Source organism: Promicromonospora thailandica (assembly GCF_024171955.1).
Lineage (GTDB): Bacteria > Actinomycetota > Actinomycetes > Actinomycetales > Cellulomonadaceae > Promicromonospora > Promicromonospora thailandica.
Genome location: NZ_JAMTCS010000013.1, coordinates 195,320 through 220,480 on the forward strand (window position 1 = coordinate 195,320; position 25,161 = coordinate 220,480).

19 protein-coding genes are annotated in these 25,161 nt (G+C 74.3%); 8 read left to right on the top strand and 11 right to left on the bottom strand.

Features of this window, described 5'->3' with window-relative positions; translation table 11 throughout:
* From APR03_RS20515 to APR03_RS20555, 9 genes are read right to left on the bottom strand one after another with little or no spacing between them, the layout of a single operon-like run.
* Positions 1-1,119, bottom strand: coding sequence for an epoxide hydrolase family protein (locus APR03_RS20515; protein WP_253838841.1), 1,119 nt, complete (start codon positions 1,117-1,119; stop codon positions 1-3).
* The gene (locus tag APR03_RS20520) at positions 1,116-3,848 is read right to left on the bottom strand and encodes a beta-L-arabinofuranosidase domain-containing protein (RefSeq protein WP_253838843.1); all 2,733 of its coding nucleotides are present in this window, start codon (positions 3,846-3,848) and stop codon (positions 1,116-1,118) included. Before APR03_RS20520 ends, APR03_RS20515 begins: the two co-directional genes overlap by 4 nt.
* Positions 3,841-5,280 (bottom strand): aminopeptidase P family protein, encoded by a 1,440-nt coding sequence (locus tag APR03_RS20525; RefSeq protein WP_253838845.1) that lies wholly within the window; start codon positions 5,278-5,280, stop codon positions 3,841-3,843. The genes APR03_RS20520 and APR03_RS20525 overlap by 8 nt, the downstream gene beginning before the upstream one ends.
* Positions 5,277-6,584, bottom strand: a complete 1,308-nt coding sequence (locus APR03_RS20530) for an alpha/beta fold hydrolase (RefSeq protein ID WP_253838847.1) — start codon at positions 6,582-6,584, stop codon at positions 5,277-5,279. Before APR03_RS20530 ends, APR03_RS20525 begins: the two co-directional genes overlap by 4 nt.
* Complete coding sequence (locus APR03_RS20535) at positions 6,581-7,432, bottom strand: ABC transporter ATP-binding protein (RefSeq protein ID WP_253838849.1); 852 nt, start codon at positions 7,430-7,432, stop codon at positions 6,581-6,583. Before APR03_RS20535 ends, APR03_RS20530 begins: the two co-directional genes overlap by 4 nt.
* Complete coding sequence (locus APR03_RS20540; protein WP_253838851.1) at positions 7,429-8,289, bottom strand: ABC transporter ATP-binding protein; 861 nt, start codon at positions 8,287-8,289, stop codon at positions 7,429-7,431. The genes APR03_RS20535 and APR03_RS20540 overlap by 4 nt, the downstream gene beginning before the upstream one ends.
* The gene (locus tag APR03_RS20545; RefSeq protein WP_253838859.1) at positions 8,286-9,278 is read right to left on the bottom strand and encodes an ABC transporter permease; all 993 of its coding nucleotides are present in this window, start codon (positions 9,276-9,278) and stop codon (positions 8,286-8,288) included. The genes APR03_RS20540 and APR03_RS20545 overlap by 4 nt, the downstream gene beginning before the upstream one ends.
* Positions 9,278-10,264, bottom strand: coding sequence for an ABC transporter permease (locus APR03_RS20550; RefSeq protein WP_253838864.1), 987 nt, complete (start codon positions 10,262-10,264; stop codon positions 9,278-9,280). Before APR03_RS20550 ends, APR03_RS20545 begins: the two co-directional genes overlap by 1 nt.
* A 4-nt stretch (positions 10,265-10,268) precedes the next feature.
* Positions 10,269-11,975, bottom strand: coding sequence for an ABC transporter substrate-binding protein (locus APR03_RS20555; RefSeq protein ID WP_253838865.1), 1,707 nt, complete (start codon positions 11,973-11,975; stop codon positions 10,269-10,271).
* A 279-nt stretch (positions 11,976-12,254) separates the two neighbouring features.
* Between APR03_RS20555 and APR03_RS20560 the strand changes: the two genes are divergently transcribed.
* The 7 genes from APR03_RS20560 to APR03_RS20590 are packed head-to-tail and all read left to right on the top strand — an operon-like array spanning position 12,255 to position 19,444.
* Positions 12,255-12,935 carry a GntR family transcriptional regulator gene (locus APR03_RS20560; protein ID WP_253838866.1) on the top strand — a complete coding sequence of 227 codons (681 nt, stop codon included), beginning with the start codon at positions 12,255-12,257 and terminating at the stop codon, positions 12,933-12,935.
* 7 nt (positions 12,936-12,942) lie between these two features.
* Entirely contained in the window at positions 12,943-14,220 is a 1,278-nt protein-coding gene (locus APR03_RS20565; RefSeq protein ID WP_253838869.1) for an NAD(P)/FAD-dependent oxidoreductase, read from the top strand.
* Complete coding sequence (locus tag APR03_RS20570; RefSeq protein WP_253838871.1) at positions 14,217-14,549, top strand: (2Fe-2S)-binding protein; 333 nt, start codon at positions 14,217-14,219, stop codon at positions 14,547-14,549. Before APR03_RS20565 ends, APR03_RS20570 begins: the two co-directional genes overlap by 4 nt.
* On the top strand, positions 14,546-15,982 hold the full coding sequence (locus APR03_RS20575) for an FAD-dependent oxidoreductase (RefSeq protein WP_253838873.1): 1,437 nt from the start codon (positions 14,546-14,548) through the stop codon (positions 15,980-15,982). The genes APR03_RS20570 and APR03_RS20575 overlap by 4 nt, the downstream gene beginning before the upstream one ends.
* Positions 15,979-16,896 (top strand): dihydrodipicolinate synthase family protein, encoded by a 918-nt coding sequence (locus APR03_RS20580; RefSeq protein WP_253838875.1) that lies wholly within the window; start codon positions 15,979-15,981, stop codon positions 16,894-16,896. Before APR03_RS20575 ends, APR03_RS20580 begins: the two co-directional genes overlap by 4 nt.
* Positions 16,897-16,924: 28 nt before the next feature.
* Positions 16,925-17,926 (top strand): proline racemase family protein, encoded by a 1,002-nt coding sequence (locus APR03_RS20585; RefSeq protein ID WP_253838876.1) that lies wholly within the window; start codon positions 16,925-16,927, stop codon positions 17,924-17,926.
* A 27-nt stretch (positions 17,927-17,953) separates the two neighbouring features.
* The gene (locus tag APR03_RS20590; protein ID WP_253838877.1) at positions 17,954-19,444 is read left to right on the top strand and encodes an aldehyde dehydrogenase family protein; all 1,491 of its coding nucleotides are present in this window, start codon (positions 17,954-17,956) and stop codon (positions 19,442-19,444) included.
* A gap of 7 nt (positions 19,445-19,451) precedes the next feature.
* Here APR03_RS20590 and APR03_RS20595 read toward each other — a convergent pair whose 3' ends face one another.
* Positions 19,452-22,637 (bottom strand): efflux RND transporter permease subunit, encoded by a 3,186-nt coding sequence (locus tag APR03_RS20595; RefSeq protein ID WP_253838878.1) that lies wholly within the window; start codon positions 22,635-22,637, stop codon positions 19,452-19,454.
* A 156-nt stretch (positions 22,638-22,793) separates the two neighbouring features.
* Here APR03_RS20595 and APR03_RS20600 point away from each other — a divergent pair, with 156 nt between their 5' ends.
* Positions 22,794-23,267 (top strand): MarR family winged helix-turn-helix transcriptional regulator, encoded by a 474-nt coding sequence (locus APR03_RS20600; RefSeq protein ID WP_253838879.1) that lies wholly within the window; start codon positions 22,794-22,796, stop codon positions 23,265-23,267.
* A 181-nt stretch (positions 23,268-23,448) separates the two neighbouring features.
* On the opposite strand, the gene APR03_RS20605 is transcribed toward APR03_RS20600, so the two are convergent.
* Positions 23,449-25,161: fibronectin type III domain-containing protein (locus tag APR03_RS20605; RefSeq protein ID WP_253838880.1), on the bottom strand; the 1,713-nt coding region annotated here is incomplete at its 5' end.

Below are 25,161 nucleotides of genomic sequence, written 5' to 3' on the forward strand. Positions count from 1 at the left end.
TCACCGCAGGTCGAGCGACCGCACGAACGCCCGCACGCGCGCCGCCATCTCCTGAGGCACCTCGCCGACCGTGAAGTGGCCGCCCTCCTCGAGGCGGTCGAAGGTACGCAGGTCGAGGTAGTGGCGGCGCGCGAGCGACTCCGGGTACGTGGCCTCGTGCCGCTGGACGAGCACCGCCGCGGGCACCGCCGTCGGCGGGATCGGGTCGGGCTGGTCGGCGCCCTCGTAGTAGGGCCGGAACGACGTCGCGATCGTCCGGGTGGCCCAGTAGATCGTCGCCTCCGTCAGGATGCGGTCCCGCGAGATGCGGCGTTCGACGGCGCGCGGGTCGCCGGGCGGGGTGTCGCTCCACTCGACGAGCTTCTCGGTGAGCCAGGCCAGCAGACCGGCCGGGGAGTCGTCGAGCGCGGCCGCGAGCGTGTCGGGCCGGGTCGCCTGCACGTGGCCGTAGGCGCCGTCGGTCAGGTGCTTCGCGGCGATGCCGTCGAAGAACGCCCTGACCTCGGGGTCGGTGATCTCCGCGCGCTCCTGGGTCGTGGGGAAGTGCGCGTGCGTCGCGACGATGCCCGCGACGTGCTCCGGGTACCGGGCGGCGATCAGGTCGCTGACGTTGGCCGTCACGTCCTCGCCGTAGGTGACGTACCGCGCGTACCCGAGCACGTCGGTCATGAGGGCGTGCATGGTGGCGGCCAGCCGCTTCTCCGTCATGGGGCCGTCCGGGTACGGCTCCGAGAACCCGAACCCGGGCAGGCTCACGACCACGACGTCCAGGTCGGGCAGCAGGTCGGCGAAGTCCAGCTGGAGCGCGAAGGTGTGCGGCCACCCGTGCATCACGAGGAGGGCCGGTGCGCCGGGCCTCCCGGAGCGCAGGTGGACGACGTGCAGGTCCACGCCGTCGACCCGGGCCAGGAGCTGCGGGTGCTCGTTGAGCCAGGCCTCCCGCGCGCGCCAGTCCCAGTGCGCCCACGTGTCCACGAGCTCGCGCAGGTAGTCGGCGGTCATGCCCGACGGCGGACGCCGCGGCGAGTCGTCCGGGATCCGGCTGCGCGCCAGGCGCTCCCGCAGGTCGGTCAGGACCTCGTCGGGGACGTGGATGGTGAAGGGCCGCGGTGCGCTCATGGGACGACCGTAGGCGGGGTCACTGACACTGCCGCGGCGGGCTCGCCCCAGCCCGGCAGCACCAGCGTGCGGACCGGCTCCTGGTTCCCGGCGCGGTCGGTCGACGTGTACTCGATGACCTGCGGCTCGTCGGACAGCGCCCGGGTGAACGGCTCGGCGAAGGTGGCCCAGAACGTGTCCGGGCCCTTCCAGCGGATGCTGTCCACGCCCGAGACGTCGTCGGCGGCGCTGAGGCTGATCTCCACGCCGCGCGCGCCGAGGCGCCGCACCGTCGCGGTGGTGACCGGCGGCCGGGTGTCCACGCTGACCTCGCGCACCACGCGGCGCTCCCGGCCCGAGGAGTCCACGGCGCGCGCCGTCACGGTGTGCACGCCGTCGGCCAGCACCAGCGGCCCGGCCCCCGCGGGCGTCCAGGGCGCCTCGCCGACACGGACCTCGACCGCGGTCTGCCCGGCGTCCGCCCGCGCCGAGACCGTGAGGGCCACGGGCCGCAGGTGCCAGCCCGAGACGGCGGGCGCCTCCGCCGGGACGATCGCCACCCGGGGTGCCGAACCGGTGTGGGCCGCCTCCGGAGCGCGTGCCAGGAGCGCGGCCTCCTCGCCCGCGGGCGCCCCGGGTGCGGCGGGCCCGCCCGCGCGCCCGACGTCGCACCGCGCCGCCGCCACCAGCACCCGGCGCGCCTCGTCCCCGCCGAGCAGCCCCAGCCCGGCGAACTCGTGCGTCACACGCAGCACCGCCTCGAGGAACGCCGGGCGGTCCGCGAACCCGCCGTCCGACCAGACCGTGTCGAGGAACGTGCGCCCGTCCGGTCGTGCCACGTCCGGGACCCCGGAGTCGGCCGCCGGGTCCGCCCCGGCGAACGCGATCGTCGCGTCCGAGCGGCGCAGGTACAGGTGGTACCGCTCGTCGGACCCGGACCAGGCGGGCTCCAGGACGAGGTCGCCCAGGTGCCACGTCCCGCCGTCACCCGGAACCAGCGGGGCGTCGAGCGTCCCGTCCAGCCGCCGCCAGGCCGCCGTGGCGACCGGCAGCCACGTCGTGGCGGCGCTGCGCGCCAGCAGCACGGTCGGCCCGAGCTCCAGGGAGACCACCGAGGGGTCGTCCGGCGTCGCGACCTCGCGCAGCGTGAGCGGCAGGTCGATCTCGACGACGGTCCCGGGGCGCCAGTCGCGGCGCAGCACCAGGTATGCGCCGTCGGTCCCGTCGTCGGGCCCAGCCGTCTGCGCCTCGCCGTCCACGCGCACGACGGCGCCGGACGTGACCCAGCCCGGGACCCGCAGGCGCAGCTCGAGGTCGCCCGTGACGTCGACCCGGATCCGGCTGCCGCCCTCCAGCGGGTAGCGGGTGTCCTGGGTCAGGCGCACGCCGGCGTCGGGCCACCGCAGCGTGGAGGCCACGTACTGGTTCACCCACACCACCCGGGGCGTGCCCGGCGCGGACCGGAAGTACACCGCGTCCTGGTACCGCACGTGGTTCTCGAGCCCGGTGCCGCCGCAGCACGTGCCCACGTTGTCGTACTCGCGCAGCGCCCCCGGGTGCACGGGGAACATGTAGGTCACCTCGGGGGAGTCGTCGGAGGTGACGTCGCGGCGCGAGCCGAGGACCTGGTTGGTCAGGGCGCGCTCGGCGTAGTCGGCGTAGCGCGGGTCGCCGGTGCGCTCGAACAGCGCACGAGCGATCTTGACCATGTTGGAGGTCACGCACGTCTCGGCGTTCCGGGTGCCGATGTCGCCCGCGACCACGCCCGCCGGGCCCCACAGCTCGTTCTCGCCCGAGCCGCCGTGCGCGTACGTACGGCCCGGCACGAGCATGTCCCAGAGGTGCACGACGGCGTCCCGGTACCGGTCCTCGCCCGTCAGGTCGGCGAGCGCGAGGTAGCCCAGGAGCGTCGCGGCGTGCTGGTTGGCGTGCATGCCGTCCAGGACGTCCCGGCCGGCGGCCGCGGCGTCGAGCAGGGGGTCCAGGTCGAACAGGCGGGCCGTGCCCACGAAGGCGCGGTCGCCCGTGAGCACGGCGAGGTCGCACAGCACCTCGTTCATGCCGCCGGTCTCGCCCGCGATGTACAGCGACCACATGCGGGCGCGCTGCTCGGCGGGCACCACCGACAGCCGCGCGTGCACCCAGCGCCCCATCGCGGCGGCGACCTCCAGCGCCCGGGCCGACCCGGTGTGCCGGTGCGCGTCGAGCAGCCCGGCCATGATCTTGTGGCACGTGTAGTACGGGGCCCAGATCTCGCCGTAGGGCGCCAGGCCCTCCAGCCGGGAGAACTGCCACTCGCCGTAGGCGGCCAGGAAGCCCGGGTGGCTGTACCGGCCGGTGGCCGCGAGCGCCGCCTGCACCTCGGCGAGCCCGTCGACGAGGGCGTCGACCTTGCCGCGCAGGAGGGTGCGGTCCGCGGGGTCGGGCGCGCCGGCGGCCGCGAGCGCGAGCATGGACAGGAAGTGTCCCGCGTAGTGCCCGCGCAGCAGGTTGGCGGTGGGCGCGGCCTCGCGGCCGGGGTAGTCGTCGGGTCCCCAGGCGTCCTCGTCGGGGTGGCCGAGGTCCTCCCAGCCGCCGGGCGGGAGAGCGCCGCGGGTGTCGAGGCCGGCGTTGACGCGGAAGACGGCGAGCAGCCGGTCGACGGGGTAGACGCGCGCCAGGTGCAGCATCTGGTCGCGTGCCCGCGTGAAGACCGACTCGTGCAGCTCGACGGCGTCGAGGGTGAACGGTTCGGGCAGGGTCTCAGCCACCGATGCGCTCCTTCGTCCACTCCTCGACGCCGGCCGCGTCGATGGGCAGGGCGCCGGAGAGCACCTCGGCGCCGTCGGCGGTGACGAGCAGGTCGTCCTCGAGCCGGACGCCGACGCCGCGCAGCTCGGGCGGCACGGTCTCGTCGTGGGCGTGGAAGTAGAGGCCGGGCTCGACGGTCATCACCACGCCGGGCACCAGGGCGGCGCCCTGGTAGGTGTCGTAGTCGGAGTGGGCGCAGTCGTGCACGTCCAGCCCGAGGTGGTGGCCGATGCCGCAGACCAGCCAGCGCCGGTGCTGCTGCCCGCCGGGGGAGAGGGCCTCGTCCACGGAGACGTCGAGCAGGCCCCAGTCGTGCAGGCCCGTCGCGATCACCTCCATGGCCGCGAAGTGGAAGTCGAGGTACTCCACGCCGGGGCGCACCTGCGCCATGCCGGCGCGGTGCGCCGCCTCGACCAGGTCGTGCACCTGCCGCTGCACGGGGCTGAACGTGCCGGACGGCGGGATGGTGCGCGTCACGTCGGCGGTGTACAGGGTGTTCGCCTCGACGCCCATGTCGAGCAGCAGCGGCAGGTCGGGCAGCACCGGCCCGTCGCAGCGCACCCAGTGCAGGGTCGGGGCGTGGGGTCCCGAACCGACGATCGTCGAGTACCCCGGGCCGTTGCCGTACGTGCGCGCGTGCCGGTCGAACGTGCCCTGCAGCCACCGCTCGCCCAGCCCGTCGACGGCGCGCGGCACCTCCCGGGCCACGGCGTCGAACCCGGTCACGGTGTGGTCGATCGCCTCGCGCAGCTGCGCGACCTCCCAGTCGTCCTTGACCATCCGCAGGTCGGACAGCGCCCGGGCCAGGTCCTCGGCCGGCTTCAGGTCGTACCGGCGCACCAGGTCGCCGGGGACCGACGGCGAGGCGAGCGCGCCGTCCAGCCGGTCCAGGACGGCGTCGAGCGCGGACACGGGCTCCACCGCGATGCCGAACGCCTCGGCCCACGCGGCCAGGTCGGGCGACGGCCCCACCCAGAGCTCGCCGTACGCGGCGTCGCCGAAGAACGCGCTCCCGCCGGGCCGGGCGGGCGGCGGCAGGTACAGGGTCGCGTCGTGGCCGTCGCCCGCGGCCCGGAGCACCAGCACGCCGTCCTCGGCCTGCGTGCCCGTGAGCCACACGAAGTCGCTGTCGGCCCGGAACCCGTACATCGCGTCGCCGTTGCGCAGCGGTGCGCGCCCGGCGGCCACGACGACGTCGTGCCCGCGCAGCCGCTCCGACAGGCGGCGGCGGTGGTCCGCGGCCGCCTCCGGCGCCCCGGGCGTCACCGGGACGACGACGTCCGGCGCGCCCCAGCCGCGCGCCATGTGCGCGGTGAACGCCGCGCTCTCGGTCAGGCGCGGCGCACGCGTGCCCGCGTACGGGGGCCGGCCGGGGGTGGTGCTCGTGCTCATCGGATCTCTCCTCCTCGGTCGCGGACCAGCTCGCGCAGGCGCTCCAGCACGCGTGCGTCGCCGATCCCGTCGTGCTCGTACTCGTTGGTGACCCAGGCCTGCGCCGACCCGACGCGCGACAGCGTGTCGAGCTGCAGGCCGGAGTCCACGAACATGTCGTCGTGGTAGACCACCGCCGCCAGCGGCACCTCGTTGGCCGCCAGCCGGTCCAGGTCGTACAGCGGCGACCACTCCTGGCGCGCCGCCAGCTCGTGCACTGCGCCCGCGAACGGGCGCAGCAGCCGGATCTCGTCGAACATCCACGGGAACGCCATCTCGCCCGTGAACAGCAGCGGGCGCCGGTCCGGGCCGAACTCCGGGCGCCGGTCGCGCTCGGCCTGCGCCGCCCAGCCCGTCGGCCCGTTGCCGCCGTGCCCGTAGATCGACTCCTGCAGCGTCCAGAACAGCGGCCCGTCCGCCTGCGCGGTGCGGACCATCACCTCCTGCAGGAACCCCGCCGACAGCCGGCCCGGCCGCACGAACGCCTTCTCCAGCAGCCAGTGCAGCCGCTCCGGACCCGGCTTCATGCCCAGGTCGATGCCCACCGACTGGAACCGGTGCACCGTCAGCAGGTCGCCGTCGGGCAGCCGGACGTCGCCCTGCGCGAGCCGGTCCGCCACGGCCGCCACCACCTCCACGTCGCCCGGGTAGCGCCGGTAGAGCTCCGCCGTCTTCCCGGCCACCCGGCCGAACGTGCGCCGGTACACCTCCGCGGCGTCCGGCGGCGTGCCCGGGATGCCGCCCGCCACGTAGCACGCACGCAGCGCCTCCGGCGCGAACGACAGGTACGTCAGCGTGATCCACCCGCCGAAGCTCTGCGCCAGCGTGCTCCACGGCCGTCCGCCGTACACCGCACGGCGCACGTCCTCCAGGTCCGCGACGATCGAGTCAGCGCGGTAGCACGCCAGCAGGTCGGCACCCGCGCGCGCGTCCAGGCTCGCCAGCACCTCCCCGTCCAGCGGGTCGCTGCCGCCCGTGCCGCGCTGGTCCACCAGCACCACACGGTGGTGCCGCAGCGCCACGTCCAGCCAGCCGTCCCGCCGCAGCGGCCGCGGGTTCGCCCCGCCCGGCCCGCCCTGCAGGTACACCAGCAGGGGCAGCTCCTCGTCGTCCCGGCGGGCCGGGTCCACGAGCTCGCGCACCAGCAGCGACACCTCGCCCGGCAGCCTCCCCGACCGGTCCAGCGGCACGGTCAGGCGGCGCTCGCGGACGCCGATGCCGGGGAGCAGGGAGGTGGCCCAGGCGGTGTCGGGAGCGGTACTCATGACGTCGCTCCTGTCCGTGCCGCGGCGTTGCGCCGCCGCTGGGCCTCCCACTCGGGCCGGATGCGCGGCACGGCGGCGAGCAGCGTGCGCGTGTACTCGTGCCGCGGGTCGCCGAAGACGGCGTCGCGGTCGCCCTCCTCGACGATGCGGCCCTGGGTCATCACCGCGACCCGCGTGGCGATCTGCCGCACCACCGCCAGGTCGTGCGCGATGAACAGGTAGGTCAGGCCCTCCTCGCGCTGCAGGTCGCGCAGCAGGTTGATCACCTGGGCCTGGACCGACACGTCCAGGGCCGAGACCGCCTCGTCGCACACGATCAGGCGGGGCCCGACGGCGAGCGCCCGGGCGATGCCGATGCGCTGCGCCTGCCCGCCCGAGAACTGCGCCGGGTACTTCTGCGAGTGGTCGGGGTCCAGCCCCACGCGCTCCATGAGAGCCTGCGTGAACGCGCGCGCCCCGCCCGGGACGGGGCGCTGCTGGTAGAGCAGCGGCGCGGTGACGATGCGCTCGACGGTGTGCCGCGGGTTGAGCGAGGAGTACGGGTCCTGGAAGACGACCTGCACGTCGCCGCGGAACCTCCGCAGTGCCGACCCGCTCAGCCGGGTGACGTCCTCGCCGTCGAGCTCGACGGTGCCGGAGGTGGCGTCGAGCAGGCGGGCGGCCAGGCGCGCCGTCGTCGACTTGCCCGAGCCGGACTCGCCCACCAGGGCGAGCGTGTCGCCCGCGGCGATCTCGAAGCTCACGTCGTCCACGGCCGCGAACGTGTCGGGGCGGCGCAGCAGGCCGCCCGTGCCGAGCACGGGGAACTCCTTGACCAGGTGCGTGGCCCGCAGGAGTGGTTCGGTCATGCGCGGGCTCCGTCCGTCGTCGGGTCGGTCGTGGGGTCGGTCGCCCGTACGGCCCGCAGCTCGCCGATCTCGTCGTCGATGCGGGGCACGGCCGCCAGCAGGGCCCGGGTGTAGGGGTGCCGGGGGTCGGTGAAGACCTGCTCGACGGTGCCCCGCTCGACGCACCGGCCGTCCTTCATGACCACGAGGTGCTCGGTGACCTCGCTGACCACGGCCAGGTCGTGCGTGATGAGCACCAGGCCGGTGCCGGTCTCGCGCCGGATCTCCTGGAGCAGGTCGAGGATCTGCGCCTGCACGGTGACGTCGAGGGCCGTGGTGGGCTCGTCGGCGATGAGCAGCTCCGGCTCGGTGCACAGGGCCATGGCGATCATGACGCGCTGGCGCATGCCGCCGGAGAACTGGTGCGGGTAGTGGTGCACGCGCCGGGCGGCGTCGCGGATGTGCACCCGCTCCAGCGCCTCGACCGCGACCCGCCGGGCCACGCGCCGCGTGGTGCCGGGCCGGTGGGCGCGGTAGGCCTCCTCGATCTGCAGCCCCACCGTGTAGTAGGGGTTGAGGGACGAGAGCGGGTCCTGGAACACCATGGCGACGCGGTCGCCGCGCACGCGGCGCAGCTCGGCCTCCGACAGCGTGGCCAGGTCCTGGCCCGTCAGCCGCACGCTGCCCGTGCGGCGCGCGGCCCGGGGGAGCAGACCCATGATCGCCAGGCTCGTCATCGACTTGCCGGAGCCCGACTCGCCCACGATGCCCAGCGCCCCGCCGGGCTCCAGGTCGAGGTCGAGCGAGCGGACGGCGTCGAGCGGCCCGCGCGGGGTGGGAAAGGTGACCGTGAGGTCACGTACCTCGAGGAGGGTCATGCGTTCACCCGCACTCTCGGGTCGATGGCGGTGTACACGACGTCGACCACGACGTTGCCGACGACGACGAGGAACCCGGCGAGCAGCGTGACGCCCATGATGACCGGCTGGTCGTTGCGGGCGATGGAGTCGGCGGCCATCTTGCCGACGCCGTTGATGCCGAACACCGTCTCGGTGATGAGCGCCCCGCCCAGCAGCCCGGCGAAGTCCATGCCGAAGATCGTGACCACGGGGGTCAGGGCGGGCCGCAGGGCGTGCCGCCGCCACACGAGCGACGGCGGCAGGCCCTTGGCGTGTGCGGTGCGCACGTAGTTCTCGCGCAGCACGTCGAGCACGTTGGCGCGGGTCAGGCGCGTGTAGGCGGCCGCGTACCCGACGGCGAGCACGATCCACGGCATGACGAAGCTCGCGAACCACTGCCCGGGGTCGTCCGCGAACCGGACGGCCTGGGGGAACGGCAGCCACCGCAGCTGGACCACCAGCACGTACTGCAGCACGAGCGCGAGCACGTAGTTGGGGATCGACATGCTGGTCAGCGTCAGGCCGGTGGTGAACCGGTCGAGGAACGTGCCCTCCTTGACGGCGCTGAGCAGGCCGCCCAGCAGGCCCGCGAGCAGCCACAGCACGGCCGCGCCGACGGCGATCGTCGCCGAGACGGGCAGACGCTGCACGATCATGTCCCACACGGCCTGGCTGGACTGGAACGAGTAGCCCAGGCACGGCGCCGCGCAGTGGACCGCCCCGGCGCCGTCGCCGTAGGTGCGACCCACGAAGATGCCGGCGACGAACTGCGCGAACTGGGTCCAGAACGGCTGGTCCAGCCCGAGGTTGCCGCGGATCTGGTCGATCACCGCGGGGGTGCAGTTCTTGCCGCAGATCTGCACGGCGGGGTCGGGGGACAGCGCGAAGAACACGACGAACGTGAACAGGCACACCAGCAGCAGGACGACGAGCCCCGAGCCGGCGCGGGTGAGCAGGAAGCGGGGCATCAGCGACCCTCCTGGGCGTCGACGACGGCGCGCAGGCGGTCGCCGAGCACCGTGAACGAGAGCACGAGCAGGAACAGGCACGCGCCGGGGAACACGAAGTAGGCGGGGTCGACGGCGTACCACTTCACCGAGGCGGCGATCATCTGCCCCCAGCTCGGCGCGGGCGGGACCACGCCCACCCCGAGGAACGACAGCCCGGCCTCGGTGCCGATGTAGCCGGGCACGGCGAGCGTGGCCATCACGATGATGGTCGAGCGCAGGTTGGGCAGGATCTCGCGGAACACGATGCGCGTGCCGCCCGCGCCGGCGGCACGGGCCGCCTCGACGAACTCCCGCTGCGCCAGGGACATGGTCTGGCCGCGCACGATGCGGGCAAGGTACGGCCAGCCGAACACGGAGATCACCACGACCAGCAGCGCGGAGCGGTTGCTCGCCGGCAGGGCCGACAGCACCGCGATCATGAAGATGAGCGCGGGGAAGGCCATGAGGAAGTCCATGACGCGCGAGATCACCAGGTCGACCCGCCCGCCGAAGTACCCGGCCACGAGCCCGAGCGAGACGCCGAGCACCGTGGTCAGTGCGGTCGCGGACAGCGCGATGGCCATGGACACACGCGCGCCGTAGACGATCCGGGCGAAGATGTCGCGGCCGCTGCCCGGCTCGACACCGAGCCAGTGCTCCGCGCTCACACCGCCCCACGGGCCGATCGGCATGCCGCCGAGGTTCGGGTCGATGGCGGACTGGTCGAACGCGTACGGCGTCCAGCCGCTGACCGCGGTGAGCACGGGCGCGAGGACCGCGGCCAGGGTGACGAGCACGACGTAGCCGAGCGAGAGCATGGCGCCGGCGTCGCGCCGCAGGGCGTGCCAGGTCCCGCCGCCACCCGCCCGCGGGGCGCCGGCGGCTGCGGCCGCCGGCGCCTGCGGGGTGTCGTCGGTCCCGGCCTCGACGGGCTGCGCCGTCGTGAGATCGGTCGGGGACGTCATGGGGTCAGCCCTTCTCGGGGTCCTTGAGACCGACGCCGACGTAGTCGATGCCGCCCGTCGCGGCGTTCGCCGAGGCGTGCAGGCCGGTCACGTTCTCGCCCGGCAGCGACACGGTCCTGGCGACCATGAGCGGCACGACCGGCGCGAGCGCCAGGATCTCCTCGTCCAGGTCGCCCCACTCCACGTTGGCGGCGTCGATGTCCGTCATCGCCTTGATCTCGTCGATGCGGGCGTTGATCTCCGGGTCGTCGATCTGGGCGAGGTTCGAGTTGCCCTTCTCGTAGATGTTCCGGCCGTCGAACAGCGGGGGGATGAACGTCGCGGCCGACGAGGCCCAGTCCGGGCACCAGCCCGTGATGGCGGCGTCGTGCTGCTGCGACGGGGTGCCGATGGTCTCGTAGTAGGTGGCCGTGTCGATCAGGTTCAGCTCGACGGTGATGCCCACGCGCTCCAGCGCCTGCTGGACCGCCTCGCCCTGCGCCTGCATGGACTCCTGGGCGCGGATGTCGAGCGTGAGCGTGAACCCGTCGGACAGCCCGGCCTCGTCCAGCAGCTCCTGGGCGGCCTCGACGTCGCCCGTGCCGTCGGCCGACGGGTACAGGTCGAAGTCCTTGTGGCCCGCCACGGTCGAGGGCAGGATCGTCGTGGACGGCTCGCCGAGCTGCGTACCGCCGCTGGCGTTGACGATGGCGGTGCGGTCGACGGCGTAGCTGATCGCCTGGCGCACCCGGACGTCGTCGAGCGGCTTCTTCGTGGTGTTCAGGCCCATGTACGTGGTGCAGATGCCGGGCAGCTGGAGCGTGCGCTCCTGGAGCTGCGGGGTCTGCAGGCGGGGGAGCGTGGCCGGCTGCACGGTGCCGGAGATGGCGTTGACGTCGGCGCCCTGGCCGGCGATGAGCCGCTCGTCGATGGTGGCCGGGTCGAGGCCGATGGTGAACTCCCACGCGTCCGGCTTGGCGGCACGCACCTCGTCGGTGGCCGGGTCCCAGTCCGGGTTGCGCTCGAGCTGGATCGTGCTGCCCGGCACGTACTCGGCGAGGCGGTACGGCCCGGAGGCGACGATCTCGTGGATGAACTCGTCGCCCGCACCGCTGCCCTCGGGGAACGGCGTCGCGTTCACCTGGGCGACGACGGCGTCGAACTCGGGGAACGGTTCCTTGAGGTGGAAGACGATCGTCTTCTCGTCCGGGGTCTCGATGGTCGGCAGGTCGCCGCTGCGGTACGGGCCCTCGTAGTCCTCGGGGGCGTCGATGACCTGCTTGAGGTACGGGGAGCCGATGCCGACCTCCGGGTCCCACGCGCGGGAGATGCCGAACTTGACCTCGGCCGACGTGATCGGGTCGCCGCCCGCGAACGCGATCCCGTCCTTGAGGGTGTAGGTCCAGGTCAGCCCGTCGTCCGACACCTCGCCGAGGCCCTGCGCGAGGTCGGGGACGATCTCGTTCGGGTCCTCGGCCGAGCCGGGGGCCGACGTCGTGAGCTGGCGGTAGACCAGCCGGTAGAAGTTGTTGACGCCGCCGTCCCAGCCGCGGGCCGGGTCGAGGTAGGAGAAGTCGGCGTTCTGCAGCACGTGGACGGTGCCGCCCTGCGCGGGTTCGGCGGTGAAGCCGCCGTCCGCCGAGGAGGAGGCGTCCTGGCCGCCGCCGCAGGCGGCGAGGGCGAGTGTCGTGACGACGGCGACGGCTGCCGTCGCGATCCGTTGGTGCTTCACGGTGTGGCCTCTCGGTCGGTTGGTGCGGGGGTCGTGCGGGGCCCTGGTCGTCGTCGACCCGGCCGGACTTCGATATGTGATGCGTGATATGTTACTGAGACGGTACCGCAGTGTCGACGGGATGAATGTAAACGTCGCGTTTCGGCGAGATCCCGCTGATCCTGTGGGCGAAAGACCAGCGTACGGGCCCCTGCTCAGGTACCCTCTGGCGGCGTTGACGACGGGATCTCCGTCGTGTGTAATATTCTACTGTCAGAGCCTGACCCCCAGGAGAGCACCATGAGCTCAGCAACACCGACCCCCTCGGTTCGCCGCCTCGCCCCGGTGGCGAGCCTGCGCGAGCAGGTGCACCGCGCCCTCGTGGCCGCGATCGTCGCCGGCGAGCTGGAGCCGGGCGAGCTCGTGTCGGTGCCCACGCTGGCCGCCCGCTTCGACGTGTCCGCCACCCCCGTGCGCGAGGCCGTGCTGGACCTGGAGCGGCGCGGCTTCCTGGAGGCCGTGCGCAACAAGGGGTTCCGCGTCACGCGCGTCAGCGACCAGACGCTGCGGCACGTCGCCGCCGTGCGCATGGTCATCGAGCCCGTGTGGATGGAGCGGCTCGCCCGGTCGTTCCCGGTGGCGCAGCTCGGCGAGTTCCGGGCGCTCGCCGACGAGATCGTCGAGGGCGCGCGCACGGGCGACCTCGTCGCCTACCTCCAGGCCGACCAGGCGTTCCACCTGCGCCTGATGGGCCTGCTGGGCAACCCGGTGGCGGGCGAGATCGTGGCGGACCTGCGCGACCGGGCCCGGCTGCTCGGCCTGTCCACCATGGTCGCGAACGGCACGCTCGCCAGCTCCGCGCAGGAGCACCACGAGCTGCTGGACCTGCTCGCGGCCGGGGACGGCCCGGGCGCCAGGGCGCTGATGGAGCGGCACATCGGGCACTCGCTCGGTACGTGGGCCGGCAAGCCGGAGGACTGAGGACGGGATGAGCACAGGGGTGAGCGGCGGCGCGGCCGCGGACGTCGTGGTCGTGGGTGCCGGGATCGTCGGCGCCGCCTGCGCCCGTGCGCTCGCCCGGGCGGGCACCCGCGTGACGGTGCTCGACCGCGGTGCTGCGGCGTCCGCCACGAGCGCCCACGGCGAGGGCAACCTGCTCGTCTCCGACAAGGGCCCCGGCCCCGAGCTCGACCTCGCCCTCGTCTCCCTGCGCCGCTGGACGGTCCTGGCCGGCGAGCTCGCCGACGAGCTCGGGCCCCGCTTCCCGTCGGTCGAGCACGAGCCCAAGGGGGGCCTCGTGGTCGTGGCCTCCGAGCCGGGGCTGGCGGGCCTGCGCGAGCTCGCCGCGGGCCAGCGGGCGGCCGGCGTCGAGGCCGTCGAGGTGACCGGTGAGCAGGCCAGGGAGCTCGAACCCGACCTCGCGCCGGGCGTGCTCGGGGGCGTGCACTACCCGCAGGACGCCCAGGTGCAGCCCGTGGTGGCCACCGAGGCGCTGCTCGCCTCCGCGCGCCGTGCGGGCGCCGTCGTGCGCACGGGCGTGGAGGTGACCGGGGGGCTGCGCGGTGCCGACGGGCGCCTGGTGGGCGTGACCACCTCCGCGGGCGACCTCGCGGCGGGAGCAGTGGTCGTGGCCGCCGGGCCGTGGTCCGGCGAGGTGGCGCGGCGGCTCGGCGCGTGGGTCCCGGTGCGGCCGCGCCGCGGCACCGTGCTCGTGACCACCCCCATGTCCCAGCGGGTGCACCACAAGGTGTACGACGGCGACTACTTCGCCGCCACCCAGTCGGCGGGCGCCGAGCTGCAGACCTCCGCCGTGGTCGAGTCGACGCGCGGCGGCACGGTGCTCATCGGGTCGAGCCGGGAGCAGGTCGGGTTCGACGACCGGCCGCGTGCCGAGGTGCTGGCGCACATGGCACGCCGGGCCGTCGCGGTGTTCCCGTTCCTGGCGCAGACCAACGTGATGCGCTCCTACCTGGGCTTCCGCCCGTACATGCCCGACCACCTGCCGGTGATCGGCGCCGACCCGGAGCTGCCGGGGCTGTGGTTCGCGACCGGGCACGAGGGGGCGGGCGTCGGCCTGGCCCCCGCGACCGGGGACCTCGTCGCGGCGGCGCTGCTGGGCGCCGACCCGGCGGTCGACCCGCGCCCGTACGCGGCCGACCGCCCCACGCTGTCCGCACTCCGCCCAGACGTGTCAGACGCTCAGGCCGCTCAGGTGACCTGTGCGTCCGGCACGACCGAGAAGGCTCACGAGGGGGTACGACCGTGACATCGCACCGCATCTCTGCCGAGGCCGACCCGGTGCGGCCGGGAGCCGACCGGCCGCTCACGATCGTGGTCGACGGCGAGCCCGTGACCGGGACCGCCGGACAGACCCTCGCCGGCGTGCTGCTGGGCGCCGGACGCCGCGAGTGGCGCACCACGAGCGGCGGCGGCGCGCCGCGCGGCGTGTTCTGCGGCATCGGCGTCTGCTTCGACTGCCTCGTGGAGGTCAACGGCCTGCGCGACGTGCGCGCGTGCCTGCGCCGGGCGCAGGACGGCGACGTCGTGGTGCGGCAGGGCCCGGACCGGGCCGGCGCGCAGGAGGCGGACCGGTGAACGGGGTGCGAGGACGGCACGTCGTCGTGGTGGGCGCCGGACCGGCCGGGCTGGCCGCCGCCCGCGCGGCCGCGGACGCCGGGGCCCGGGTGACGCTGCTCGACGCCGCGGACGGGCTCGGCGGCCAGTACTGGCGGCACCTGCCGCAGGCGCGGCCCGCGGCGCGCGAGCAGGTGCTGCACCACCGCTGGGACACCTACCGGGAGCTGAGCGCCGCGGTGCGGGAGCACCCGGCCGTCACGGTGCGGGCCTCGGCGCAGGTGTGGTCGCTCGACCGGCTCGACGACGGCGTCCGCCTGCACGTGCTCGTCGGGGAGCCCGACGACGCCGGACGCGCGCCGCTCGCCCTCGCCCCGGACGCGCTCGTGCTCGCCACCGGCGCCCACGACCGGACCCTCCCGTTCCCGGGCTGGCAGCTGCCCGGGGTGTACTCGGCCGGGGCGGCGCAGGCGCTGGCCAAGGGGGAGCGGGTCGCCGTGGGACGCCGGGTCGTGGTCGCCGGTGCCGGACCCTTCCTGCTGCCCGTCGCGTCCTCGCTGCTGCGCACCGGCGCCGCCGTCCTGGGCGTGCACGAGGCGAGCCGCGCCGGGGCGCTCGCACGCTGGCTGGACCGGCCGTGGGAGCTCGCGGCCGTACCGGGCAAGGCCGCCGAGCTCGCGGGATACGTCGCCGAGCTGGCGCGCCACCGCGTGCCGTGGCGCGCGGGCGAGGCGGTGGTCGCCGCGCACGGCGACGGTCAGGTCGAGGCCGTGACGATCGCGCGCCTGGACGCGCGGTGGGCGCCCGTCCCGGGCACCGAGCGCGTGGTCGCGGCGGACGCCGTGGCCGTGAGCCACGGGTTCACGCCGCGCCTGGAGCTCGCGGTCGCCGCCGGGTGCGCGCTGACGCCCGGCCGGTTCGTCGTCGTCGACCGCGCCCAGGCCACGTCCGTGCCGGGCGTGTGGGCCGCAGGCGAGGTCACGGGCATCGGCGGGGCCGACGCCGCCCTGGCCGAGGGCGCCGTCGCGGGCGCTGCCGCGGCGGGTGCCGACCCCGCGCCGTCGGCGGTGCGCGCCCGGGACCGGGCGCGCGGGTTCACCGCCCGCATCGAGGCCGCCCACGGCGTGCGCGGCGGGTGGGTGCGCTGGCTGCGCGACGACACGGTGGTGTGCCGCTGCGAGGAGACCACCTACGGCCGGCTGCGCGAGGTCGCCGACCTCACCGCGTCCCGCGAGACCCGCTCCGTCAAGCTCACCAGCCGGGCCGGCCTCGGCCCGTGCCAGGCGCGCATGTGCGGGCGCACGGTCGAGGAGCTGCTGGGCGCGATGGACCCGGGCGGCCCCGGCGTGGACCGGCGGCCCGTCGTCGTGCCCGTACGGCTCGGGGACCTCGCGGCCCTGCCCGACGCGCCCGAACTTCCCCCTACCCCCGCAACCACAGGAGACCCGACATGAACCAGCGGTTCGACCTCGGCGGCGTCATCGTCGCCACCACGCTCGCCTTCACGCCCGACGACTCCGCGCCGGCCGGCCTCGCCGTCGACCACGAGAAGTTCGCCGCGCACTGCGAGCTCCTCATCGAGAACGGCTGCCGCGGCGTCGGCCCGAACGGGTCCCTGGGCGAGTACTCCTCGCTCACCGACGACGAGCGCCGCCGCGTGATCCAGACCGCCGTGCAGGCCGTCGACGGGCGGGGCCTGGTCGTGGCGGGCGTGCACGGCGTGGGCGCGCACCAGGCCCGGCACTGGGCCGAGCTCGCCGCGCAGGACGGGGCGGACGGCGTGCTGCTGCTGCCGCCCACGATCTACCGCGCCAACCGGTCCGAGGTGATCGCGCACTACGCCGCCGTCAACGAGGTAGGCCTGCCGATCATGGTCTACAACAACCCGATCGACACCAAGGTGGACCTCACGCCGAGCATCCTCGCCGAGCTCGCCGAGCTCGAGAACGTCGTGGCCGTCAAGGAGTTCTCCGGCGACGTGCGGCGCGTGCTGGAGATCAAGGAGGCCGCCCCCGACCTCGACGTCATCGCCGGGGCGGACGACCTGCTGTTCGAGTCGCTCGTGGCCGGTGCCGTCGGCTGGTTCGCCGGGTACCCCAACGCGTTCCCGCGCGAGGCCGTCGAGATCTACACCCTCGTCACCGAGGGCCGGATCGACGAGGCCCGCGAGCTGTACCGCCACCTGGTGCCGGTGTTCCGCTGGGACTCGCGCACCGAGTTCGTCCAGGCCATCAAGCTCTCGATCGACATCGCCGGGCAGAGCTACGGTGGCCCCACCCGCCCGCCGCGCGGCCCGCTGTCCGCGGAGCACGAGGCGCAGGTGCGCAAGGACACCGAGGCGGCGCTCGCCTACATCGCGTCGCGCTGACCTCGTCCGGACCGAGCACAGGAGCGACATGCGCAGCAGCAGGACCATCACTGCCGTCGACTCGCACACCGAGGGCATGCCGACACGCGTCGTGACCGGCGGCGTCGGCACCATCCCCGGCGCCACGATGAACGACAAGCGGCTCTACTTCATGGAGCACCTGGACCACCTGCGGCACTTCCTCATGGACGAGCCGCGCGGGCACGCCGCCATGAGCGGCGCGATCCTGCAGCCGCCCACGCGCGCGGACTGCGACTGGGGCGTGGTCTACATCGAGGTGTCGGGCTGCCTGCCCATGTGCGGCCACGGGACCATCGGCGTGGCCACCGTGCTCGTGGAGACCGGCATGGTGGACGTGGTCGAGCCGGTCACCGAGATCCGGCTCGACACGCCCGCCGGGCTGGTGGTGGCCCGGGTGGCCGTCAGCGACGGCCACGCCGACTCCGTGACCATCGAGAACGTGCCCAGCTTCGTCACCGCCCTCGACCAGACCGTCGAGGTGCCCGGCTACGGCAGCGTGCCCTACTCCATGGCCTTCGGCGGCAACTTCTACGCCCTCGTGGACCTCGACGACCTCAAGCTTCCCTTCGACCGCAGCCGCCAGCAGGACCTGCTCGCGGCCGGCCTCGCGATCATGGACGCCGTCAACGCGACCGCCATGCCCAGGCACCCGGAGCTCGACGGCGTCGAGGGCTGCCACCACGTCGAGCTCATCGCGCCCGGCTCGGACGCCACGCTCTCGCGGCACGCCATGGCCATCTACCCGGGCTGGTTCGACCGGTCGCCGTGCGGCACCGGCACGTCCGCCCGCATGGCCGAGCTCTGGGCGCGCGGCGAGCTGCCGCTGCACACCGACTTCGTCAACGAGTCGTTCATCGGCAGCCGGTTCGTCGGGCGCCTGGTGGGGGAGACGACGGTGGCGGGCGTGCCCGCCGTGCTGCCCACCATCACCGGGCGTGCCTGGGTGACCGGCACCGCCAACTACCTGCTCGACCCGACCGACCCGTTCCCCACGGGCTTCGTCTTCTGATCCCGCCTTCTGATGACTTGGAGTGCCATGACCGCCACAGCGGCCGACCTCGACCGCACCGTCGACGACGTGGCCCGGCGGGCCACCGCGGCGTCCACCCCGCTGGCCCAGGCCGCGCCCGCGGTGCGCGCCGACGCGCTGCGCCGCGCCGCCGCGGCCCTGGGCGACCACGCCGACGAGCTCGTCGCCCTGGCCCAGGCCGAGACCGGCCTCGCCGAGACCCGGCTGCGCGGCGAGCTCACCCGCACCCGGGTGCAGCTGCGCCTGTTCGCGCAGGTCGTCACCGAGGGCTCCTACCTCGACGTCCGCCTCGACGAGGCCGACCCCGACTTCGTGCTCGGCCCGCGCCCCGACCTGCGCCGCACGTTGTGGCCCGTCGGCCCGGTGCTGAACTTCGCGGCGAGCAACTTCCCGTTCGCGTTCTCCGTGGCCGGCGGCGACACCGCGGCGGCGCTCGCCGTGGGCTGCCCCGTGATCGTCAAGGCGCACCCGGGCCACCCGCGCCTGTCCGAGCGGGTCGCGGGCCTCGTGGGCGCCGCGCTCGTCGAGGCGGGGCTCCCCGAGGGCACGCTGCAGCTCGTCGCGGCGCAGGACGCCGGCGTCGCGCTGCTGGACCACCCGGCGGTGCGCGCCGCGGCCTTCACGGGGTCGCAGCGCGTCGGGCAGCTGCTCGCCGCGCGCGCGGCCGCGCGGCCCACGCCGATCCCGTTCTTCGGTGAGCTGGGCAGCGTGAACCCGGTGCTCGTCACGGAGGCGGCCCTGCGTGAGCGTGCGGACACGCTCCTGGCCGGGTACGTCGCCAGCGTCTCCGGTTCGGCGGGCCAGCTCTGCACCAAGCCGGGCTTCCTGCTGGTCCCGGAGGGCACCGCGTACGACGCCGCCGTGGTCGCCGCCGCGGCGGACGTGCCCGAGCACCGGCTGCTCAACCCGGCCATCGCCGACGGCTACGAGCGGCGCGTCGCGCAGGCCCTCGGCGCGGACGGCGTGCGCGTGGTGCACGCGGGCACCCTGCGCCGGGACGACGACGAGCAGGGCTGGGTCACGCCCACGGTCGCCGCCGTGTCCCTGGACGACCTCCGGGCCGCGGGCCCCACGCTGCTGGACGAGGTGTTCGGACCCTTCTCGGTGATCGTGGAGTACCCGGCCGGCACCGACCTCGCGGACGTCGTCGCCGAGCTGTTCCCCGGCAACCTCACCGTGACGCTGCACCTCGGAGCGCACGAGGCCGATGCCGACCGGGCCGCCCTCGTGGCCCGCCTCGGCGGGCACGCCGGGCGCGTGCTGCTCGGCGGCTGGCCCACCGGCGTGGCCGTGACCCCCGCGATGCAGCACGGCGGCCCCTGGCCCGCGACCACCACCGACGGCACCTCCGTGGGCACCGCGGCCGTCGGCCGGTTCCTGCGGGGCGTCACCTACCAGGACGCCCCGCAGGAGCTGCTGCCGCCGCCGCTGCGGGACGACAACCCGTGGGACGTCCCGCGCACCGTCTCCCCGCGGGGGGCCTCGCAGCAGTGGTGACCGGCGGTCAGCGCGTGTCCGCCGCCAGCCGCTGCGCCACCCGCGCCGCCTCCGCGGCCCGCGCCTGCGCCCGCTCCGCCCGGCGCGCCGCGCGGGCCGCACGCTTGCTCGTGCGCCCGCCGGCCCGCCGCTCGAAGAGCGTGTAGATCACCGGTACGACGTACAGCGTCAGCAGCGTCGAGGACACCAGACCGCCGATCACCACGAGCGCCAGCGGCTGCGAGATGAAGGCGCCGCCGCCCGTCAAGCCGAACGCCATCGGCGTCAGTGCCAGGATCGTCGCGGCCGCCGTCATCACGATCGGCCGCAGCCGCTGCCGCGCGCCCTCCCGCACCGCCTCGTCCAGCTCCCGCCCCGCGGCCCGGTACTGGTTGATCAGGTCGATCAGCACGATCGCGTTCGACACCACGATCCCCACCAGCATCAGCACACCGATCAGCGCCGCCACGTCCAGCGGAGTCCCCGTGAGCAGCAGCGCCCCGAGCGCGCCCGTCGCCGCGAACGGCACCGACACCAGCAGGATCAGCGGCTGACCGATGCTGCGGAACGTCGCCACCATGACCAGGTACACGATCAGGATCGCGACCAGCAGCGCCAGACCCAGGTCCGCGAACGCGTCCGCCTGGTCGGCCGCGAGGCCACCCAGCGCCACCTCGGCGCCACCCGGCAGGTCCAGGTCGTCGATCTCGGCCTGCAGCGCCTGGGACAGCGCACCCAGGTCGTCGCCGGCCGGGGTCACGGCCACGGTCGCGCTGCGCTCGCCGTCCACCCGCGTCAGCGACGCCGGCGCCGACACCCGCTCCACCGACACCAGGTCGCTCAACGGCACCACGCCCGCCGCCGTCGGCACCTGCACCTTCTCGATCTCGGCCGCCGTCGCCGGCACGTCCCCGGCCACCACCACGTCGAGCGAGGCACCGTCCAGATCGAGCGTGCCGATGCTCCGCTCGTTCATGACGCCCGCCAGCAGGCCCGACACCGCCTGCTCGGTCAGCCCCGCCTCGGCCGCCGCGTCCCGGTCCACCGAGACCTGCACCGTGGACTGCTCGGCCGCGAGGTTGTTCGACACGTCGCCCACGCCGTCAACGTCCGCCACCGCGTCCTCGACGGCGCTCGCGGCCGCCGTCAGGTCGTCCGCCTCGGGCGCCGTGACGACCAGGTCGACGGTGCTGCTCGCGAAGCCGGCGTCACCGGCGGACACGGTGAGCTCCCCGTCGAGCGCGGCGCCGTCGAGCGCCTCGTCCACGTCGTCCTGCACGGCGGCGCCGTCGGCGTCGTCCTGGAGGGTGAGGGCGAAGGTGGCGCTGCTCGCGCCGCCGCCCGCGCCGAAGGCCGCGGCGAGGCCGTCGCCCGAGCCGACGGTGGTCTGCACCGTGGCGACGCCGTCGACGCCGGCCAGCACGTCCTCGACCTCCCGGGCCGCCTCGTCCTGCGCGACCAGCGACGTGCCCGGCTCGAGCTCCTGCGTCACCGACAGCGTGTCCTGGCCCGCGGCACCGATGAAGTTGGTCTCCATGCGGGGCACCAGGGCGAGCGTGCCGGCCAGCAGCGCCACCGCGACCCCCAGCGTGACCACCGGGTGCCGCAGCGCCGCGCCCAGCGACGGCACGTAGGCACGCTGCCAGACGCCGCGCCGCTCCTTCGCCTCGGCGGCCTCGCGCAGCGCGACACCGCCGTCGGCCGAGGCGGGAACCTTGATGAACCAGTAGGCCAGCACCGGCACGACGACGAGCGCCACCACCAGCGACGCGCCCATGGCGATCGCGACGGTCACCGCGAACGGCTGGAACAGCTCGCCCGCCATGCCCCCCACGAGCGCGATCGGCGCGAACACCGCGACCGTGCAGACCGTGGAGGCGGTGATCGCGGCGCCCACCTCGCGCACGGCGGTCACGATCGCGTCCACGCGGTCCTCGCCGTAGGACAGGTGCCGCTTGATGTTCTCGATCACCACGATCGAGTCGTCCACGATGCGCCCGATCGAGATGGTCATGGCGGCGAGCGTCAGGATGTTGAGCGTGTAGCCGGTCAGGTTCATCGCGGCGAACGTGACGGCCAGCGACAGCGGGATCGAGATCGCCGAGACCAGCGTGGCCCGCAGCGAGGCCAGGAACACCAGGATCACGAGCACCGCGAACAGCAGGCCGAGCCCGCCCTCCGTGGTCAGGCCCTTGATGGACTCCTCGATGAACGGCGCCTGGTCGAACGTCACCACGGTGGTCACGCCGTTCGCGTTGAGCTCGTCGGCCACGTCGGTCAGCACGTCGTGCACGGCGTGCGACACGTCGACCGTGTTCCCGTCCGGCGTCTTGGTCAGGGCGATCGCGAGCGACGGCTCCCCGTCCAGGCGCGAGTAGGAGGTGGCCGGCACGTCCTGCACGCTCACCTCGGCGACGTCCCCGAGGTGGACGACGGCGGAGGGCGCCTCCGGCGCCGGCTGCTGACCCGGCTGCGGGGCTTGCGGGCCCGCCGCCGCGGCGGGCAGGACCGGCAGGTTCTCCAGCTCCTCGACCGAGGCGACCGTGGTGCCGACCTGGACGCTGCTCGTGGTGCCGTCCTCGGTCACGGCGCCGACCGGGGTGACCGTGCCGTTGTCCTGGAGCAGCGTGGCGAGCTGCGCCGCGCTGAGGCCCGCGGCGGCGAGCTTCGCGTCGTCCGGCTCGATCACGACCTGGCGCTCGGTGGCGCCCGTGACGGTGACGTCGCGCACCTCCGCGATGCCGGACAGCTCGGGCACCAGCACGTCGTCGATCGCGTCGGTGAGCTCCTGCTCGTCGCCGGTGCCGGACACCGCGAGCTGGACGACCGGCAGGTCGTCGAGGGAGCCCGCCACGACCTCGGGCTCGACACCCTCGGGCAGGCCCAGGCCGGCGAGCGCCGAGCCGATCTCCTGCTCGACGGCGTCGACGTCGGTGCCGTACTCCAGCTCGACGGTGGTGACGGAGAAGCCGGTGGCCACGGTCGACGTCACGCCGGTGACGCCCTCGACGGCCTGGACCGCGCCCTCGACCGGGCCGGTGACCCGTTCGGACACGATCTCGGGCGAGGTGCCGGGGTCGGCCGCGGTGACCGCCACCACCGGGACCGAGATGGACGGGATGAGCTCCTGGCGCAGCTGCCCCATGCTGAGCACGCCGACCACGAAGACCGCGACCGTCGCGAGGGCGACGAGGGCTCGGTTCGCGAGCGACATTCGGGCAAGACGGAACACACTGCCTCCAGACCTGGGGGATACGCCGGGGTGCTGCGACGCCGTCGGCGCAGTATTTTGCCTAACGCAAAGGATCCGGCCCCGGTTCCCGCCCCGCAACTCCGGTGCGGGGTTCGGAGCGGCGGCTAGAGTCGCCCCGTGACCGACCGGACCCGCGACGAGCTCGCCGCCGAGCTCGCCACCCTGCACCACCGGCTCGGCGAGGAGTTCTTCGCCACCCGGCTGGTGCCCCTGCTGGAGACCGACCTGACCGTGCAGCAGCTGCGCGCGCTCGCGCTGGTGCAGGTGGACGGCGAGTCGACGCCGCAGCGGCTCGCCGAGGCGCTCGGGGTCTCGGCGGCCACGGTGTCCGGCATCCTCGACCGCCTCACCGCGGCCGGGATGACCCGCCGCACGCCCGACCCGGCCGACGGCAGGGTGCGGCGCGTGACGAGCACGGAGCGAGGCAGCGAGGCGATCCGGCGCCTGGTCGCGCACGACGACGAGCTGCCGCCGGAGCTGCTCGCCCTGCTCGACGTCGAGGACCTGCGCGCCCTGGTCCGCGGCACGCGGGCGCTGCTGGAGGCGGCGACCCGGCTGGCCCCCGCCCCGGACCGCGGGGGCTCTGCGTAGCTGGGGCTCGCGGTGCGGCCGCCGAGGTCGGCCCGTTGTGGCGAGGTCGGCACAGGCCTGGACCGATCTCGCCACAAGGAGCCGACCTCGAGCTAGGGGCCGTCCTCGAGCGCCGGCCGCGAGCTCGGCCGGTGGGGCGTCCACGAGCTCGCGAACATCCAGGCCGTGCGGGTGCGGCGGCTCACCTGATGTTCCAGGTGCTGCCCGTGTACAGGTCGTCGGACGTCTTCACGCCCACCGCCGTGCCGTTGTAGCTGCGGCCCATGAAGCAGCTCATCCGCTGCGACCCCTCGTTGCCGCTGATCGTGTACTTGGTGCTGCCCTGCCACGTGGTCGGGTGCGGCTCGTGGATGTCGTGCCAGTAGGACGGGCCGCCGTTGTTCGACGTGTCACCCGCCCAGCACGCCACCTGGTGCGAGCCCGCGCCGAGGTTGTCCCAGCTGATGGTCCAGTACTCGCACCGCTCGTTCGCGCAGCCGGCCGACACGCCGGACGACCGCACCGAGAACGTGGGCGTGAGGGCCGCGGCCGAGTCGCACCGCTTGACCGACGTGCCCTTCTCGTCCGTCACGGTGACGCAGGCCTCCCGGACCTGGCCCGGCTTGGCGTCGGCGGACGCCGTGCCCGAGCGGGCCGTGCTGCGTACGGACCCCGTGACCGACACCGTCGTGTCGAGCCCGTTGGTGCCCTGGGCGTTCCAGGTGAACGTGACCTGACCGCCGCCGCCCGTGGCGTTGATCGTCGGCGGGGGCGGTGGACCGTACGGCACCACCGCGTTGGAGGGCCCCGACCAGTCGGAGCAGACGTAGGCGTTGCACGCGCGCACCTGGAACGTGTACGACGTGCCGTTGGTCAGGGGCTTGTACGTGTACGACGCGTTGTTCCCGGCGTTCTGGGGCGTCCCGCCGCCGTTGGCCCGCACCTCGTAGCGGGGGCCCGTGCCGCGGAACTCGGTGATCCGGTTCCAGCTCACGTCCGCCTGGCCGCTGGTGGTCGAGCCGAGGGCGGCGCGCGGCGTGCCCGGCGTGACCGGCGTGCCGTGCGGCACCACCGGCTGGGAGAACGGGCTGGCCGGGCCGTGGCCCGCCTTGTTCGTGGCCCGGACCCGGAACGTGTACGAGGAGCCGGTCGACAGGTCCTGGACCGTCTGCTCCGTCGCGGTGGTGTCGATCGCCTTGACCAGCTCGCCGTTCGTGTAGACGCCGAGCCAGTACTTGTCGATCGCGTCACCGTTGTTCGCGGGCGCGGTCCAGTCGACGGTGATCTGCCCGCCCGCCGCGGTGTTCACGCGCGTGGCCGTCGGCGCCGCGGGCGCGGCGGGCGGGGCGGCGGGCACCTCCGGTGCGGACGGGTCGCTCCAGTCGGACGGGTCGGGCGCCTTGTTCTTGGCCTGCACGCTCACCGTGTACGCGGTGCCGTTCTCCAGCCCGGTCCAGGTGATCCGGCCACCGGTCTGGCACGTCTTCTGGGTCACGCCGTCGGTCGGGGCAGGGCTGATCTCCAGGTTGACGCACTCGATGGGCGAGCGGTCCGTGTAGCTCCGGTTGGTCCAGCTCACGATCAGCGCGCTGTCGTCGAAGTCGAGCGTCGGCGGCTCGGGCTTGTCCGGCTTCTCGTCCGGGCGCGCCTCACGGGACCGGGGCGACGGCTCGGAGTCGCCCACCTCGTTGGTCGCCACCACCGTGAAGGTGTACTTCACGTTGTTCTTCAGGCCGTCGAACGTGCACGTCGTGGTCGCGCAGGCGTGCTCCTGACCGGTGTTGGTCCGCAGCGTGTAGCCGGTGATGTCCGCGCCGTTGTTGTTCGGCTGGTCCCAGCTCAGCACCACCGTCTCCGAGCGCACCTCCTCCACCCGCGGCGCACGCGGCGCCTCGGGCCGCCCCAGCACGGTCAG